The sequence below is a fragment of the Mesorhizobium sp. B2-3-6 genome, assembly GCF_006442305.1.
Lineage (GTDB): Bacteria > Pseudomonadota > Alphaproteobacteria > Rhizobiales > Rhizobiaceae > Mesorhizobium.
Genome location: NZ_VFVW01000009.1, coordinates 298,337 through 313,420 on the forward strand (window position 1 = coordinate 298,337; position 15,084 = coordinate 313,420).

The following is a 15,084-nucleotide window of genomic DNA, read 5'->3' on the forward strand; positions in this document are numbered from 1 at the left end:
GACTCCAAACGTGTGCCGGCGCCATGGAACCGCCAGATGATCGCCGCATTTCGTGCCTTATTGTCTCCGTAACGGCTGGGGCCTGTCAAAAACGGAGCCTTCCCCCAAATATGAATAACAACAACCGGACCGCGCTTGCCGCGGTGACGATCGCTGCTGGCCTGATGGTCGGCGCCTCCGCCACTCCAGCCGCCTCCGCCGCCGGTCAATGCGGTCGCGCTTCCTGGTACGCCCTGCACTCCAGGACCGCGTCGGGCGAACGGATGAACCCTTCGGCCTTGACCGCCGCACACCGCACGCTGCCTTTCGGCACCAAGCTGCGGGTCACCAACCAGAACAATGGCCGCAGCGTCGTGGTGCGCATCAACGATCGCGGACCGTTCATCAGGGGACGCGTGCTCGACCTGTCGAAGGGTGCCGCCGGCCAGCTCGGCTTCATCGGTTCGGGCCACACCGCGGTCTGCATGGCGCGCGTCTGACCACCACTGCCCGGCCCGAGGGCCGGGCCGCCTGGCCTTCGCACCTGCACAATGAGCCGGCTTGTACCGTCCAAGGCTGATTTCCAACGCTTTGGACCAAGAATGCGTATAGATCACGCCACGTGACGTATTGCATCGCAGCAATTAGTTGTTAACTTCCCCGCGAGACAGTTAGGGCCAGGCACTGCTCGCCGCCCCTTCGGTCGCAGGCCGCAGCGGGGTAAACGGATGTTCTACCAGCTCTATGAAATGAACCACGCCGCCCTGCAGCCGGCCCGTCTCTATGCCGATGCGGTGCGGCTGTTCTATTCCAACCCGCTCAATCCGTTCTCGCACACGTCCTGGGGCCGCTCGATCGCGGCGGGCGCCGAGTTGTTCGAGCGCACCACGCGCCGCTACGGCAAGCCGCAATTCGGCCTCGACAAGACGGTGGTCGACTGGAAGAGCGTGGCAGTGACCGAGAAGGTCGTCTGGTCACGACCGTTCTGCAACCTGGTGCGTTTCGAGCGCGCCGTGCCCGCCGGGCGGCGGCGCGATCCGAAGCTTCTGATCGTGGCGCCGATGTCGGGCCACTATGCGACGCTGCTGCGCGGCACGGTCGAAGCCATGCTGCCCCATGCCGACGTGCACATCACCGACTGGATCGACGCCCGCATGGTGCCGACGGCCGACGGCCAATTCGATCTCGACGACTATATCGACTATGTCGTCGACATGCTGCATGTGCTGGGCCCCGACACGCATGTGATGGCTGTTTGCCAGCCTTCCGTGCCGGTGCTGGCGGCCGTGGCGCTGATGGAAACGCGCGGCGACCCCTTCGTTCCTGCGACGATGACCCTGATGGGCGGGCCGATCGACACGCGCCGCAACCCGACCGCGGTCAACCTTCTGGCCGAGGAGAAGGGCATAGACTGGTTCCGCGACAATGTCGTGATGCGCGCGCCCTGGCCGGTGCCGGGCTTCGGCCGCGAGGTCTATCCAGGCTTCCTGCAGCTTTCGGGCTTCATGAGCATGAACCTCGACCGCCACATCATCGCCCACAAGGACTTCTTCATGCACCTTGTGAAGCATGACGGCGACAGCGCCGAGAAGCACCGCGACTTCTACGACGAATATCTGGCGGTGATGGACCTGACGGCTGAGTTCTACCTGCAGACGGTCGACACGGTGTTTGTCCGGCATGCCTTGCCCAAGGGCGAGATGACGCATCGCGGCACGCCCATCGATCCCTCGGCCATCCGCAATGTCGCGCTGTTCACGGTGGAGGGCGAGAACGACGACATTTCCGGCCTTGGCCAGACGCGGGCGGCGCACGATCTGTGCGTCAACATTCCCGCCGACAGGAAGGCGCATTACATGCAGCCCGCGGTCGGGCACTACGGCGTCTTCAACGGGTCGCGCTTCCGCGCCGAGATCGTGCCGCGCATCGTCGACTTCATCACCAGCTATGGCCGCCAGAACCGGGTCGCCGTGAAACCGAAGCTGGTCCGCACCGCCAAAAGATAGGCAGCCTGCATTGCCGGCCCGATAGCGCCGGACAGGCCGGGCAGGCCTGTCGCACGGGTGCCGCTGCCATGCGTCTCGCGGGTAACCATGTCGCAAATCACCCAATCGTGGTAATTGACACGGACTGTAGATCGCCCTTAACCTTTCATTAATAACAAGGGCGAGCGGGGACAATGAATTCCTCACCAATGGCGCGAGCGCTTCGTGCGTGCGCAGTAGCCGGACTGGCGACAATGATGGGAGGCTGGGTGGCACCGGCCCTGGCGGCCGGAGCGATGACGACCGGCGGCGTCGCGTCGCAACCGATCGGCCATTATGATTTCTGCAGGCTCAATGCCCGCGAATGCGCGATCCGTCCCGGCAATCTGGCGCCGGCCGCGATGACGGACAGGTTGTGGCGCAAGCTGGCCAAGGTCACCGCCAGGGTGAATGCCGCCGTCAAGCCGATGAGCGACATGGACATCTATGGCAAGGACGAGGTCTGGGCCTATCCCGCCAAGGGCGTCGGCGACTGCGAGGACTATGTGCTGGAAAAGCGGCGCCTGCTGTCCCGGATGGGCATATCGCTTGCCGATCTTCTCATCACCGTGGTGCGCAAACCCGACGGCGAAGGGCACTCGGTGCTGACGGTGCGCACCGACAGGGGCGACTATGTGCTCGACAATCTGACCGACAAGGTCAAGGCCTGGGACGACACCGGCTACCATTTCCTCAAGCGCCAGGCGATCGACAACACCGGCCGCTGGGTCTCGATCCGTGGCGGCCAGCAGGTGCTGGTCGGGTCCGTGGAGTAGGGACTGCGGCGGGCGGCGCGCCCAACCGCCGGATGTCGGCCCCGCCCCTCATTGCCCTGCCGGGCATTTCTCCCCGTATAGTGACGGGGAGAAAGACGCTGTCATCGACGATTTCCCCAATTGCCGACGTCGCAAGAAATACGCCAAGAGCGCGGCTGTCTCCCTTCTCCCCGTCCTATACGGGGAGAAATGCCCGGCAGGGCAATGAGGGGCGGGGCCGACGTTGCAGTCACGCGCCTCGCGCACTCCCCAAAAAAATTCCCACACCCTCCATGAACCATTTCGGCCCGGCAGGCGACACACAGCCGTGAACCGAAACCAACCATGGAGACTTCAAATGACTGCTTTCCTGCGTAACACCCTTCTCGCCGCCGTCGCGGTGTCGGGCATGGCCGGATCCGCTCTGGCCGATCAGACCATTCGAAGCTGCGCCAACACCAATCTCAACGACCTGTGGAGCGGCCGCTGTTGCGGCGCCGCCGGCGCATCGGACTGCCTTGGCGGCGGCAATGGTGGCCGCGGCCATGGTGATCACGGCCGCGGTGGCAATGGCGGCAGCACGGCCGGCAAGAACTGATCTCATCACGGCGGCCCGCCGGCTGCTGCTGGCGGGCCGCCGTTTCGCGATCGGGAGCTCAGCCGCCGCGAGAGCCGGGCAAACCCGGCCTACCGCCGTCGCCCCAGCGCCGCTCGGATAGAGAAGGTTATGCCGCGCAGTTCCTCCTCGTCGAGCTTTTCGATGTTCTCGGCCAGGAGGTTGGCAAGCTCGGTCGCGGCCGGGCTCAGGCCCGACGTGTCGAGCCTGACGCGCGGATGCGAGCCTTCGGCCAGTCGCGCCAGTTCCTCCGCGTCGTCCCAGATGATGTTGAAATAGCCGATGATCTTCTGGATCAGCGTCCAGGTCGGCGCGCCGCGCCTTCCATGCTCGAGCGCCGACAGATAGGCGGCGCTGACGCCGATGGCGGCGGCCATGTCCTTCTGGGTGACGCCGCGCTCGGCCCTCAGCGCTCGCAGCCTCTCGCCTAACGGGGTCACGAGCCCATCCTCACGACCGGACCCGCCGCAGCCTGACATAGAGCGCGCCCGAGCCGCCATGGTTGCGCGCGGCGTGGTCGTGACTGGAGACCAGCGGCCGGAACGCCGGCGTTGAGAGCCAGGCCGGCACCGCGCGGCGCAGCACGCCGTCGCCGCCCGACGAAGAGCCCTTGCCGGTGATGACCAGGACATAGCGGATGCCGCCGGCATGCGCGCGGTGCAGGAAGGAAAACAGCAGCGAATAGGCTTCGTCCTGCGTCATGCCGTGCAGGTCGACGCGGCCTTCGATGGGCAGCCGGCCTTTCGATAGTTTGTCCAGCGTCGGCTCGTCGAGCACATGGGAGACATGCTGGGCCTTCGGCTTCGCCGCGCCTGCCGGACCGGCAACGGGCCGGGCTTGTTGCGTCGGCGCCGGCTTCGCCTCGATGCCGAAATCCGGGACAGGCACGGCGGCCTTGCCCTTCAGCGGCTTGGCCGTGCGCGCCACCAGGTTCCACAGCACCCGGTCGTCCTCGCTCAATCTGTCGCTGCGGCGGGTCATGGCTTGGACCCCGAGACGAGCGGGCGCGGCACCAGTGCGTAGAAATCGGCCGGATTGCGCACCACGCCGGCGATCTCGCCGGCGGCGTCGCCCGACCCGGCGAAGAGATCTCCGCGCGCCGGCCCAGTGATGGCGGAGCCGGTGTCCTGCGCGATCATCAGGCACCGGAACGGTTTTGCCTCGAAAGCCGTCAGCGATGGCGCGTCGATGTAGAAGGGCGTGCCGAATGTGTGCAGCAGCCGGTCGACGGCGATCGAGCGGCCCGGCGTCAGCGGCACCTTGGCGGCGGCGATCGGCCCGAGCGTTGCGTCCTCGACCGCGGCCTCGCGGAAGAAGATATAGGAACGGTTCTGCCACAGGATCTCGTCGACGCGGCCGGGATGCGCCCTGAACCAGGCGCGGATCGACTGCATCGTCACGTTTTCCAGCGGGATCTCGCCGAGCTCGCTCAACACCTTGCCGGGCCCGGTGAAGCGCTGGCCGGACTTGGCCGCATAGGTGACGCGGCACAGCCGGCCGTCAGTCATGAGAAGCCGCGCCGCGCCCTGCACATGGATGAAGAATGCATCGACCCTGTCGGCCAGCCAGGCGATCTCCAGTCCCTTGCCGGCGAGCGCGCCGCGCTCGATCGCGCCGCGGTCGAAATATTCGGCCGGCCCGTCCGGCGTCCGGCGCGCGAAAGCGAGATAGGGGTCCATTCCGTCGGGCCGGTTGGCGTCGTCGACATCGACGAGATCGGCGGGACGCGACAGAAGCGGCACGGCAAAACGCTCCGTGCGCACCGGCGAGGCCTCGACCTCCGGTTCGTAGAAGCCGGTGACGAGGCCGGCGCCGGTCTCTGGACTCACCAGCATGGGGACGAAATGACGCTCGAAGAAGGCGCGGGCCTCCGACCGGCTGGCAGGAGGGGCCGCGCGCGCCTCGGCATAGGCACCGGCAAAGGCGTCGAAGTCGACGCCGAGCGCGCCGCTGCGATAGGGCTTGGCCAGGACATGGAAGGCAGAGCGGCGAAAGGCCTCCAAGGCCGCCAGATGGTCGTCGTCATCCCAGCCGGGCAGAGCGCCGAAGGATCTTTCGCTGAATGCCTGATGGAAGGACACGACAGGCCCGCCGCGGTCAGGGATTCAATCTTCTTCTTCGGTGGCGACGAGCTTCCAGTTCGGGTCGCGCGAGCGCGTGTCGCGGGCGAAGGTCCAGACGTCCTTGACCTCGGCGACGGTTTCGGGGTCGCCGTCGATGACCGCACCGGCCTTGTCGCGCGTAGCCGAAATCAGCTCGCTGATGATGCGCAGCGTGACATGCGCCTCGCCGCCCTTCATCTCGGCCGAGACGATGTCGGCCTTGTCGATGCCGACGAAGGAAGACTGGATCTTTTCCGACCGCGCCTCGCGCTCGCCGATCGCGGCGACGAAACCGTCATAGACATCGCGCGACAGAAGGTTCTTCAGCGTTTTGCGATCGCCGTCGGCATAGGCCATGACGATCATCTCGTAAGCCATCTTGGCGCCGTCGATGAAACCCTTCGGGTCGAAGGACGGATCGTTGTCCTTGATGGTGCGCAGGCCCTTGTTGAGGTCGGTTCCGGGCTTGGCAAAGGCGTCGATGGCCGCATAGACCTCGCCGGCCGGCTCGCCGGGCTGGCGCTTGCGCGGCAGCGACACGACATTCTCGGATTTCTGCGCATCCTTGTCGCCGGTGCGGGCGGCGGTATAGGGATCGAAAGGCGGCCGTTCGCTGCCGGTACGACGGCCCAGCACATTGCGCAGCTGGAAAAAGATCACAACTGCCGCAATCAGAAAGAAAATCGTGCCGAAGTCGAAGAAACCCATATCTTCCGCCAATCAATCCTGCCCTCGGCCGGACCGCCCGGCCAACAGGGCAGCGGTCGCATAGCGTTCAACATGCAAACCATATAGAACGCAAGGCGCAATCATTCAAATCAAAGGCAGCCATACCTATCTAACAGCCTCGGCGCCAGCGGCCGGCGGCCGCTAGCAGGCAAAACAGACCAACGCCAGAACGATCGGAAGGATCGGCAAGACTTGCGCATTTCGTTATTTCCCGTTTTTCTTCTGGCGCTTCCGCTGCTGGAGATCGCCGGCTTCGTCATAGTCGGGCGCCAGATCGGCGCGCTGGCGACGGTCGGCCTGGTGCTCGCGTCGAGCATCGCCGGGGCGCTGCTGCTCAGGCATCAGGGTTTTGGCGTCATGAGCCGCATCAGCACCGAGATGGGCGCCGGCCGCGATCCGAGCCGCCAGCTCGCGCACGGCGCCATGATCGTGCTCGCCGCGATCCTGCTGATCATCCCGGGCTTCATATCGGACATTTTCGGCATTCTCTTGTTCCTGCCGCCGGTGCGCGATCTTGCCTGGCGCAGGCTCAAGGGCCGCATCGTGGTAGCGACGAATTTCTCGGCCGGCGGCTTCCGCGGCCGGCCGCGCGACAAGGTCATCGACCTCGACGACGGCGATTATTCGCGCGAAGACGATTTCAAGCGCGGGCCGGACCACAATTCGCCATGGCGCCGCCTGAAGGACGACTGAGGCTATTGATGTTCAGGTGATGCCGGCCTGACCTGAATCTCGACGCAGACGAGGCCATTCCCGTCGCAGGGCGGCAAACCTTGTCTTGTCATGCCGGCCATGGTAGCGAACGCCCGATTTCAATTCGGTCAGCAATGCTGCCCAGGCAAAAGGACACAAGGCTCATGGCCAGCAAAGATGACGCGCCGGTCGGCGCCAACGGAAACGGCAATACGGCGCAGCCCTCGCTCAACGTCCTTGCCCAGTATGTGAAGGACCTTTCCTTCGAAAGCCCCGGCGCGCCGAACTCGCTACGCGGCCGCGACAAGGCGCCCGGCATCGCCATCAACGTCAACGTCAACGCCAATCCGCTCTCCGACAAGCAGTTCGACGTCAACCTGACGCTGAACGCCAAGGCGTCCTTCGACCAGGAAGTGCTGTTCAATGTCGAGCTGGTCTATGGCGGCGTTTTCGCCATCAGCGGCTTCCCGCAGGAACACATGCTGCCGATCCTGTTCATCGAATGCCCGCGGCTGCTGTTCCCGTTCGCCCGGCAGATCATCGCCGAGGCGACGCGCAATGGCGGCTTCCCGCCGCTGATGCTCGACCCGATCGATTTCGCGCAGATGTTCCAGCAGAAGCTGGCGGAGGACCAGGCGGCGTCGAAGGTCCAGGTGAGCTGATTCTGGCTCGTACGAATATTGCAGAAAGACCCGGCCTCGCGCCGGGTTTTTCGTTTTAGAGGCTGGTGTGGCCGGTTTGGCCGCAGAGCCCCCGACCTCGTCATCCTAGGGTCTCCGCGACGTCGCTTCGCTCCTGCTCCGCCGTAGGATGACGAAGGCGAGGAGAACGGCGCGCTTAGGCGCCCATCACCTTCAGCCACAGCGCCTTCTCACCCAGCGTGGCGACCATGCCGGCATGCGCGGCGCGCTCGGCTTCGCTCAGGCGCGGGGGGAGGGCGATCGGCCGCGCACCGACCGAGATGTCGATGTCTGCCACTTCGCCCGCGCCGTTCATCTGCACTGAAACGGTGTCCAGGATCAGAGCCGTCTGTTTGCCGCCGATCAGCTCGATATAGACTTCGGCCAGCAGCTCCGAATCCAGCAAGGCGCCGTGCTTGGTGCGCCGCGCATTGTCGATGCCATAGCGCCGGCAGAGCGCATCGAGCGAATTGGGACCCATCGGATGCCTGCGCCGCGCCAGCGCCAGCGTGTCGACGACGCGCCCGATGTCGACGGCCGGATGGCCGAGCCGGCCGAACTCGACATTGAGGAATCCGATGTCGAAGGTGGCGTTGTGGGCGACCAGCTTGGCGCCGTCGGTGAAGGCGATCCACTCCTCGACGATCTCGGCGAAGGACGGCTTGCCCTGCAGGTCCGCCATGCTGATGCCGTGCACGGCCTGCGCCTCGGCGTGGATCGAGCGGCCCTGCGGGTTGATGTAGTGGTGGAAAGTCTTGCCGGTCGGAAAGCGGTTGACCAGCTCGACGCCGCCAAGCTCGATGATGCGGTCGTCGCGCATGTCGAGGCCGGTGGTTTCCGTATCGAAAATGATCTCACGCATCGAATCAGTCGCTCCTGGCAAGCAGAATCGTGAGAGCGGAACAAAATGGCAATGGGCAATGACTTTTTTCCTTCTCCCCTGTGGGAGAAGGAAAAGAGGCGCCGATCTAACCTCTCAAATCCGCGATGATAGCTTTGACCTCAGCCCGCGCGGCATCCAGGCCCTGGCTGGTATCGATGACGAAGTCGGCCTGGCGGCGCTTTTGCGCATCCGGCACCTGGCTGGCCAGGATGGAGGCGAGTTTCTCTTCGCTCATGCCGGGCCGCGCCAGCACGCGCTGGCGCTGGACTTCGGCCGGCGCGGTGACGACGACGACCTTGTCGACGCGGTCGCGGCCGCCGGTTTCGAACAGGAGCGGAATGTCGAGGACGGCAAGCGGCGCGCCGGCGGCGCGGTTGCGCGCCAGGAACGCGTCGGCGTCGGCGCGCACCAGCGGATGGATGATCGCTTCCAGCCTTTTCAGCGCGGCCGCATCGCCAAGCACCCGAGCGCCGAGCTTTGCCCGGTCGACGCCTCCGGCGCCGGTGGTTCCCGGGAAGGCGGCCTCGACCAGGGGGGCTGCCTTGCCAGCATAGAGGCGATGCACCGTCTCGTCGGAATCGTGGACCGGGACGCCGGCCTCGGCAAACATTTTCGCGGTGGTCGACTTGCCCATGCCGATCGAACCGGTGAGGCCGAGCACGATCATGGTTTTGGCGCCAGATCGGCTTCGACGAGCGCGCGCAATTCGGGTGTGACACGGGGCCGGACGCTGAACCAGCGCTCGAAACCCGGCACCGCCTGGTTGAGCAGCATGCCGAGGCCGTCCACCGTCTTCAGCTTGCGCGCGCTTGCCGCGGCAAGCAGCGGCGTCTCGAGCGGCACATAGACGATGTCGGTGACGATGGCGTGGTCCGGCAAAAGGGCCGGGTCGGCGGCGAGACCCTCATTGCCTTGCATGCCGAGCGCCGTGGTGTTGATGAGCAGGCCGGCATCGGCAAGCAGTTCACCGGTCACCGCCATGCCGTGCGCGGAGACACCGGCGCCGAACCGGTCGCGCAACTCCGCCGCCCGGGCAAGCGTGCGATTGACGATGCGGATATCGTGGATGCCCCGCTGCTTCAGCGCGTGGATGACGGCGCGTGAGGCGCCGCCGGCGCCGAGCACCACCGCCGGGCCATTGGATGCCCAGCCCGGCGCGTGATCGTCGAGATTGGCGGCGAAGCCATGGCTGTCGGTGTTGCCGCCCCACAATTGGCCGTCCTCCAGCCACAGCGTGTTGACCGCGCCGATCTGCTGGGCCGCCTCGTCAAGGTGCTCGACGAGGGCGAAGGCCGCCTCCTTGTGCGGGATGGTGACGTTGCCGCCGAGATAACCGCTCGCTTGCAATGTCTTCAGGAATTCGGCGAAATCCTGCGGCGCCACGTCGATCGCCTGGTAGCTGCCGTCGATGCCGTATCTGGCCAGCCAGTGGCCGTGGATCTTAGGCGAGCGCGAATGCTTGATCGGGTGACCGGTGACGAAGGCCTTTTTGGTCGCCTCAGCCATCGATCGCTCCCAGCGTACGCAGTTCGGCCAGCAGCGGCAGCAGCGGCAGGCCGACGATTGTGAAGTGATCGCCCTCGATCTTCTCGAAGAGCTGAATGCCTTCGCCTTCGACCTGGTAGGCGCCGACGCTCGACAGCGCTCTTGAGCCGACGCGCGCCAGGTGGCGGCCGATGAAGGCCGGATCGAGCTTGCGCATGGTGAGGCTGGCGATGCCGACATGGCGCCACAGCACCTCGCCGTCGCGGACCAGGACCGCGGCGCTGTTGAGCTGATGGGTCCTTCCCGACAGCGCCAGCAGATGGCGGCGCGCCCCTTCCATGTCGGCCGGCTTGTGGAACACCTCGTCGCCGAGCGACAGCGTCTGGTCGCAGCCGAGCACCAACGCGCCGGGCCTGCGCTCGCTTACTTCGGTGGCCTTGGCTTCGGCCAGCACCAGCGCGACATCCTCGGGCGAGGCGCCGCTGCCTTGCAGGGGCGCCTCGAGCGCGCGCTCGTCGACATCAGGCGCAACCGCCTCGACGTCGATGCCGGCACCGAGGAGCATCGTCTTGCGGAACGGACTGCCGGAGGCGAGGATGATTTTTTCGGTCATGCTGGTTCACCCAGGGTTGGCGTTCCATCGCGCACCCCTCACTTCTCTCATCTGCACCTACCGCGTCTTCCCCCGCAGGGCAACGATTGCCGCCGCCGTCTCCTCGATCGAGCGGCGGCTGACGTCGATCATCGGCCAGCCATGGCGGGTACAGATCTGGCGGGCATAGGCGAGCTCCTCATTGATGGCGGCGCGGTCGACATAGTCGCCTGGCACATAGGCGCTGCTGTTGCCGAGGATGCGGTTCTGGCGGACATGCGAGATGCGTTCGGCGGTGGCGACAAGGCCGACGATCAGCGGCGTCCTGGCGTTGACCAGGCTTTCGGGCACCGGCACGCCGAGCACGATCGGAATGTTGGCGGTCTTGATGCCCCTGTTGGCGAGATAGATGCTGGTCGGCGTCTTGGACGTGCGCGAAATGCCGACCAGCACGATGTCGGCATCGTCCATATTGGCCGGCAACTGGCCGTCATCATGTTCCATGGTGAAGTTGAGTGCGTCGATGCGGCGGAAATATTCGGCATCGAGGACGTGCTGGGCGCCGACGCGGCGGCCGGCCGGCGTGCCCAGATAGGACTGGAAGACGGTGAGCACCGGCTCCAGCACGGAGACGCAGGGCAGGCCCATGGCGGCGCAGCGCTCGTCGATGCCGCGCGCCAGCTTCTGGTCGACGACGGTGTAGAGAATGATGCCCGGCTCCTCCTCGATGTCCTCGAACACTTTGGCCACCTGTTTTTCGGTTCGGATGAGCGGGTAGATGTGCTCGATGGCGCGCGCATCCTTGTATTGCGCCGAAGCCGCGCGGCCGGCCGCGAGCAGCGTTTCGCCGGTGGCGTCGGAGATCAGGTGCAGGTGGAAGAAGCTCTGGGGTTTGTTCACAGGGTTTTACCTAGGGCTGTGGGCGGATGTGGATAAAGCAGGGTTCGGAAAACCCGCCGGCCGGATCGACTGTATCAGATGCCGGTTTGTCCACAATTCGATGCGCTGTAGGCTTCGTCGGGCGGCTGGGGACAAGTCCGTGGACGAAGATTTTTGCCTTTTGTCTATCCACAGGACGAGCCTGCAGGATCGCTGCTCTAGCGTGTTGAGTCCAATGGAAGATTCCGGATCGTCCCCAGAACCCTGCAAGCGGCGATTGGAAATGCGCGACAATATGCTTGCTGGTGTTTTGACGGCCAAAGCGGGACAGGTGACAACCACCACAACCAACAGACTCTTAGAATCAGAAGATTCTTTAAAATAAGATATTTGATTAAAGGGAAGCCGGGAGAGGCGAGCGCTCTATGCCTGCAAGACGGATCATGCTGGACGTGCTGAAGGGTGAGACAGTGTTTCCGCCGCCGCTCTGGATGATGCGCCAGGCCGGGCGCTATCTGCCGGAATACCGCGAGACGCGCCGACGCGCAGGTTCATTCCTCGACCTCTGCTATGATCCCGACCTTGCCTTCGAGGTGACCATGCAGCCGATCGAGCGCTTCGGCTTCGACGCCTCGATCCTGTTCTCCGACATCCTTGTCGTTCCGCATGCGCTTGGCCGCGACGTGCGCTTCGAAGAGGGGCGAGGGCCGCTGCTGACGCCGATCACGGCGGCTGAAATCGCGGCCCTGGACAGCACGGTGTTTCACGTGAATCTCGAACCGGTCTACGAGACGGTTCGCCGGTTGCGGACGAAACTGCCCGATGAAATCACGCTGATCGGCTTCTGCGGCGCGCCATGGACGGTGGCGACCTACATGATCGCCGGGCACGGCACGCCGGACCAGGCGCCGGCGCGGCTGTTCGCCTATCGCGAGCCGGCGGCGTTTCGTCAGCTGCTCAAGGTGCTGGCCGATCATTCGGCCGCCTATCTCATCAGGCAGATCGAGGCCGGCGCCGATGTGGTACAGATATTCGATTCCTGGTCCGGCGTGCTTGACGATGCTTGTTTCGAGCTGTTCTGCGTCGAGCCGGTGGCCGAGATCGTCAGGCAGGTTCGAGCGGTCCATCCCGATGTGCCGATCATCGGTTTTCCCAAGGGCGCCGGCGCGCGCTACCGGAGCTATCGCGAGAAGACCGGCGTTACGGGGCTGGGGATCGACTGGACGGTGCCGCTGGAAACAGCGAAGGCGTTGCAGCGGGAAGGGGCCGTCCAGGGCAATCTCGATCCGCTGCGGCTGGTCGCCGGCGGCAAGGCGCTGGCCGACGGCGTCAGCGCGATCCTGGAGAGCCTGGGAAGCGGACCGTTGATCTTCAATCTTGGCCACGGCATCCCCCCGGAAACGCCCGTGGCGCATGTCGAGGCGATGGTGAAACTGGTGAGGAGCGCGACACGCTGATGGCCGGGATGAGCAACACCAACAGCGCGGGCCAGGCGATGATGCGCATGGTGATCGGCATCGCGGCCCTGGTCGTGCTCACCGCGCTGCTGTTTCTGGCGGCCCCAGACGGCTTCTATCTCTGGGCCAAGGCGATCCACGTTCTTGCCGTCATCTCGTGGATGGCGGGCATGCTCTATCTGCCGCGGCTGCTGGTCTATCACGCCGATGCCGAGAAGGGTTCGGTGCAGTCGGAGACTTTCAAGGTGATGGAGCGCCGGCTGCTGCGCGGCATCATCAACCCGGCGATGATCGTCACCTGGGTGTTCGGCCTGTGGCTGGCCTGGAAAGGTTTTGGTTTCCAGGGTGGCTGGCTGCACGGCAAGATCGCGCTGGTGCTGGTTCTGTCCGGCATCCACGGCTATCTGGCCGGCGCGGTGCGAAAATTCGCCGAGGATCGTAACGAAAAACCCGCGAGGCACTGGCGGATCGTCAACGAGGTCCCCACATTGCTGATGATCGCTATCGTGATCCTGGTCGTCGTCAAGCCGTTCTGAACCTTCGGACCTCTCTCACGACCTGCTAAAAGGCGGCTTGCTCTTTCAGCCGGCCGACGATAAAAGACGGGTCTTCCTTCCCGTCATGCGCCGCCCTTCATTGCTTTTGGCCGCGCCCGGCATTTATCGCATCCCGCCGATTTCCTCCCAAAAGCCTACCCAGAGTCTATCCTAATGCAAGAAATGAAACTCACCGAGTTCAAGAACAAGAAACCGCCAGAGCTGATCGCCTATGCCGAATCGCTCGAGGTGGAGAACGCCAGCGTCATGCGCAAGCAGGAGCTGATGTTCGCAATCCTCAAGAAGCTGGCCGCCCAGGACATCGAGATCATCGGCGACGGCGTGGTCGAAGTCTTGCAGGACGGTTTCGGTTTTCTGCGCTCGGCCAACGCCAATTATCTGCCGGGTCCCGACGACATTTATATTTCGCCCTCGCAGATCCGACGCTTTTCGCTCAAGACCGGCGATACGGTCGAGGGGCCGATCCGCAGTCCGAAAGAGGGCGAGCGCTATTTCGCGCTGCTCAAGGTCAACACGATCAATTTCGACGATCCCGAAAAGATCCGCCACAAGATCCACTTCGACAATCTGACGCCGCTCTATCCGACCAAGCGGCTGAAGATGGAGATCGACAACCCGACCTCCAAAGATATCTCGCCGCGCGTGATCGACCTGGTGGCGCCGATCGGCAAGGGCCAACGCGCGTTGATCAACGCGCAGCCGCGTACCGGCAAGACGGTTCTCATGCAGAACATCGCCCACTCGATTACCGCCAACCATCCGGAATGCTACCTGATCGTGCTTCTGATCGACGAGCGGCCGGAGGAAGTGACAGACATGCAGCGCTCGGTGAAGGGCGAGGTGATCTCCTCGACCTTCGACGAGCCGGCGGTGCGCCACGTGCAGGTCGCCGAGATGGTCATCGAGAAAGCCAAGCGGCTGGTCGAGCATGGCCGCGACGTCGTCATCCTGCTCGATTCGATCACCCGCCTCGGCCGCGCCTACAACACCGTGGTGCCGTCCTCGGGCAAGGTGCTGACCGGCGGCGTCGATGCCAATGCGCTGCAGCGCCCGAAGCGCTTCTTCGGCGCAGCCCGCAACATCGAGGAAGGCGGTTCGCTGACCATCATCGCCACCGCGCTGATCGATACCGGCAGCCGCATGGACGAAGTCATCTTCGAAGAGTTCAAGGGCACCGGCAACTGCGAAATCCAGCTCGACCGCAAGGTCGCCGACAAGCGCATCTACCCGGCCATGGACATTCTGAAGTCGGGTACCCGCAAGGAAGACCTGCTGGTGCCGCGCGCTGACCTGCAGAAGATCTTCGTGCTGCGCCGCATCCTGGCGCCGATGGGAACCACCGACGCGATCGAGTTCCTCATCGACAAGCTGAAGCAGACCAAGACCAACGCGGACTTCTTCGATTCAATGAATACGTAGTTCGCAGAGCGAGCTCCACTTCTTCGTGATCCTCGGGCTTGACCCGAGGATCCATGCCATGGCCTCTCCCAAAGAGCGCGGCGGACTGGATCTTCCACCTGTTGCAGCGCTCGAAAGTCACGGCATGGATCCTAGGGTCTCCGCGACGGAGCTTCGCCCTAGAGCGTTTCATATCTTGACGGAAGCGTAGCCTGCGTTTTCGAAGTAGTTCCTGCATTCGGCTGCCTCGATTGT

Annotated in this window: 18 protein-coding genes; 9 read left to right on the plus strand and 9 right to left on the minus strand. The window is 64.5% G+C overall.

Annotated features, from left to right (window positions below):
- Positions 1–110: 110 nt before the first annotated feature.
- The 4 genes from FJ953_RS25455 (at position 111) to FJ953_RS25475 (ending at position 3,356) form a co-directional block, all read left to right on the plus strand.
- Positions 111–479: a septal ring lytic transglycosylase RlpA family protein gene (locus FJ953_RS25455; RefSeq protein WP_140491856.1), complete on the plus strand. Its 369-nt coding sequence runs from the start codon at positions 111–113 to the stop codon at positions 477–479.
- A 228-nt stretch (positions 480–707) separates the two neighbouring features.
- Entirely contained in the window at positions 708–1,985 is a 1,278-nt protein-coding gene (locus FJ953_RS25460; RefSeq protein ID WP_140491858.1) for a polyhydroxyalkanoate depolymerase, read from the plus strand.
- A gap of 173 nt (positions 1,986–2,158) precedes the next feature.
- Positions 2,159–2,779 carry a transglutaminase-like cysteine peptidase gene (locus tag FJ953_RS25465; RefSeq protein ID WP_140491861.1) on the plus strand — a complete coding sequence of 207 codons (621 nt, stop codon included), beginning with the start codon at positions 2,159–2,161 and terminating at the stop codon, positions 2,777–2,779.
- A 337-nt stretch (positions 2,780–3,116) separates the two neighbouring features.
- On the plus strand, positions 3,117–3,356 hold the full coding sequence (locus FJ953_RS25475; protein ID WP_140491863.1) for a hypothetical protein: 240 nt from the start codon (positions 3,117–3,119) through the stop codon (positions 3,354–3,356).
- 89 nt (positions 3,357–3,445) lie between these two features.
- Here FJ953_RS25475 and FJ953_RS25480 read toward each other — a convergent pair whose 3' ends face one another.
- The 4 genes from FJ953_RS25480 to FJ953_RS25495 are packed head-to-tail and all read right to left on the minus strand — an operon-like array spanning position 3,446 to position 6,184.
- A complete protein-coding gene (locus FJ953_RS25480; RefSeq protein WP_140625315.1) occupies positions 3,446–3,814 on the minus strand; it encodes a helix-turn-helix transcriptional regulator in 369 nt (122 codons plus the stop codon).
- 10 nt (positions 3,815–3,824) lie between these two features.
- Entirely contained in the window at positions 3,825–4,355 is a 531-nt protein-coding gene (locus FJ953_RS25485) for a Smr/MutS family protein (protein ID WP_140625316.1), read from the minus strand.
- Entirely contained in the window at positions 4,352–5,455 is a 1,104-nt protein-coding gene (locus FJ953_RS25490) for a murein transglycosylase A (protein WP_140625317.1), read from the minus strand. The genes FJ953_RS25485 and FJ953_RS25490 overlap by 4 nt, the downstream gene beginning before the upstream one ends.
- Before the next feature lie 24 nt (positions 5,456–5,479).
- A complete protein-coding gene (locus tag FJ953_RS25495; protein ID WP_140491871.1) occupies positions 5,480–6,184 on the minus strand; it encodes a Tim44/TimA family putative adaptor protein in 705 nt (234 codons plus the stop codon).
- 213 nt (positions 6,185–6,397) lie between these two features.
- Here FJ953_RS25495 and FJ953_RS25500 point away from each other — a divergent pair, with 213 nt between their 5' ends.
- Both FJ953_RS25500 and secB read left to right on the plus strand, forming a co-directional pair.
- A complete protein-coding gene (locus tag FJ953_RS25500; RefSeq protein WP_140625318.1) occupies positions 6,398–6,898 on the plus strand; it encodes an FxsA family protein in 501 nt (166 codons plus the stop codon).
- 164 nt (positions 6,899–7,062) lie between these two features.
- Positions 7,063–7,560, plus strand: coding sequence for a protein-export chaperone SecB (gene secB, locus FJ953_RS25505; RefSeq protein ID WP_140491875.1), 498 nt, complete (start codon positions 7,063–7,065; stop codon positions 7,558–7,560).
- 175 nt (positions 7,561–7,735) lie between these two features.
- Here the strand turns inward: secB and dnaQ are convergent, their stop codons facing one another.
- The 5 genes from dnaQ to FJ953_RS25530 form a co-directional block, all read right to left on the minus strand.
- Positions 7,736–8,440 (minus strand): DNA polymerase III subunit epsilon, encoded by a 705-nt coding sequence (dnaQ, locus tag FJ953_RS25510; protein WP_140514104.1) that lies wholly within the window; start codon positions 8,438–8,440, stop codon positions 7,736–7,738.
- 106 nt (positions 8,441–8,546) lie between these two features.
- Positions 8,547–9,128: a dephospho-CoA kinase gene (coaE, locus tag FJ953_RS25515; protein WP_140625319.1), complete on the minus strand. Its 582-nt coding sequence runs from the start codon at positions 9,126–9,128 to the stop codon at positions 8,547–8,549.
- Complete coding sequence (locus FJ953_RS25520) at positions 9,125–9,967, minus strand: shikimate dehydrogenase (RefSeq protein ID WP_140625320.1); 843 nt, start codon at positions 9,965–9,967, stop codon at positions 9,125–9,127. Before FJ953_RS25520 ends, coaE begins: the two co-directional genes overlap by 4 nt.
- Positions 9,960–10,559: a Maf-like protein gene (locus FJ953_RS25525; RefSeq protein ID WP_140491900.1), complete on the minus strand. Its 600-nt coding sequence runs from the start codon at positions 10,557–10,559 to the stop codon at positions 9,960–9,962. The genes FJ953_RS25520 and FJ953_RS25525 overlap by 8 nt, the downstream gene beginning before the upstream one ends.
- A 57-nt stretch (positions 10,560–10,616) precedes the next feature.
- Positions 10,617–11,438 carry a pyruvate, water dikinase regulatory protein gene (locus FJ953_RS25530; RefSeq protein ID WP_140491905.1) on the minus strand — a complete coding sequence of 274 codons (822 nt, stop codon included), beginning with the start codon at positions 11,436–11,438 and terminating at the stop codon, positions 10,617–10,619.
- A gap of 404 nt (positions 11,439–11,842) precedes the next feature.
- Here FJ953_RS25530 and hemE point away from each other — a divergent pair, with 404 nt between their 5' ends.
- The 3 genes from hemE (at position 11,843) to rho (ending at position 14,850) form a co-directional block, all read left to right on the plus strand.
- Complete coding sequence (hemE, locus tag FJ953_RS25535; protein WP_140625321.1) at positions 11,843–12,874, plus strand: uroporphyrinogen decarboxylase; 1,032 nt, start codon at positions 11,843–11,845, stop codon at positions 12,872–12,874.
- Positions 12,874–13,410, plus strand: a complete 537-nt coding sequence (hemJ, locus tag FJ953_RS25540; RefSeq protein WP_140625322.1) for a protoporphyrinogen oxidase HemJ — start codon at positions 12,874–12,876, stop codon at positions 13,408–13,410. Before hemE ends, hemJ begins: the two co-directional genes overlap by 1 nt.
- 174 nt (positions 13,411–13,584) lie before the next feature.
- The gene (gene rho / locus FJ953_RS25545; RefSeq protein WP_140491913.1) at positions 13,585–14,850 is read left to right on the plus strand and encodes a transcription termination factor Rho; all 1,266 of its coding nucleotides are present in this window, start codon (positions 13,585–13,587) and stop codon (positions 14,848–14,850) included.
- Positions 14,851–15,084: the final 234 nt, after the last annotated feature.

Excerpts from the sequence above, each read along its gene's own strand:
- FJ953_RS25455 (WP_140491856.1), top strand. The coding sequence starts at position 111 with ATGAATAACAACAACCGGACCGCGCTTGCCGCGGTGACGATCGCTGCT.
- FJ953_RS25460 (WP_140491858.1), top strand. The coding sequence starts at position 708 with ATGTTCTACCAGCTCTATGAAATGAACCACGCCGCCCTGCAGCCGGCC.
- FJ953_RS25465 (WP_140491861.1), top strand. The coding sequence starts at position 2,159 with ATGAATTCCTCACCAATGGCGCGAGCGCTTCGTGCGTGCGCAGTAGCC.
- FJ953_RS25475 (WP_140491863.1), top strand. The coding sequence starts at position 3,117 with ATGACTGCTTTCCTGCGTAACACCCTTCTCGCCGCCGTCGCGGTGTCG.
- FJ953_RS25485 (WP_140625316.1), bottom strand. The coding sequence starts at position 4,355 with ATGACCCGCCGCAGCGACAGATTGAGCGAGGACGACCGGGTGCTGTGG.
- FJ953_RS25495 (WP_140491871.1), bottom strand. The coding sequence starts at position 6,184 with ATGGGTTTCTTCGACTTCGGCACGATTTTCTTTCTGATTGCGGCAGTT.
- secB (WP_140491875.1), top strand. The coding sequence starts at position 7,063 with ATGGCCAGCAAAGATGACGCGCCGGTCGGCGCCAACGGAAACGGCAAT.
- dnaQ (WP_140514104.1), bottom strand. The coding sequence starts at position 8,440 with ATGCGTGAGATCATTTTCGATACGGAAACCACCGGCCTCGACATGCGC.
- coaE (WP_140625319.1), bottom strand. The coding sequence starts at position 9,128 with ATGATCGTGCTCGGCCTCACCGGTTCGATCGGCATGGGCAAGTCGACC.
- FJ953_RS25520 (WP_140625320.1), bottom strand. The coding sequence starts at position 9,967 with ATGGCTGAGGCGACCAAAAAGGCCTTCGTCACCGGTCACCCGATCAAG.
- FJ953_RS25525 (WP_140491900.1), bottom strand. The coding sequence starts at position 10,559 with ATGACCGAAAAAATCATCCTCGCCTCCGGCAGTCCGTTCCGCAAGACG.
- hemE (WP_140625321.1), top strand. The coding sequence starts at position 11,843 with ATGCCTGCAAGACGGATCATGCTGGACGTGCTGAAGGGTGAGACAGTG.
- hemJ (WP_140625322.1), top strand. The coding sequence starts at position 12,874 with ATGGCCGGGATGAGCAACACCAACAGCGCGGGCCAGGCGATGATGCGC.
- rho (WP_140491913.1), top strand. The coding sequence starts at position 13,585 with ATGCAAGAAATGAAACTCACCGAGTTCAAGAACAAGAAACCGCCAGAG.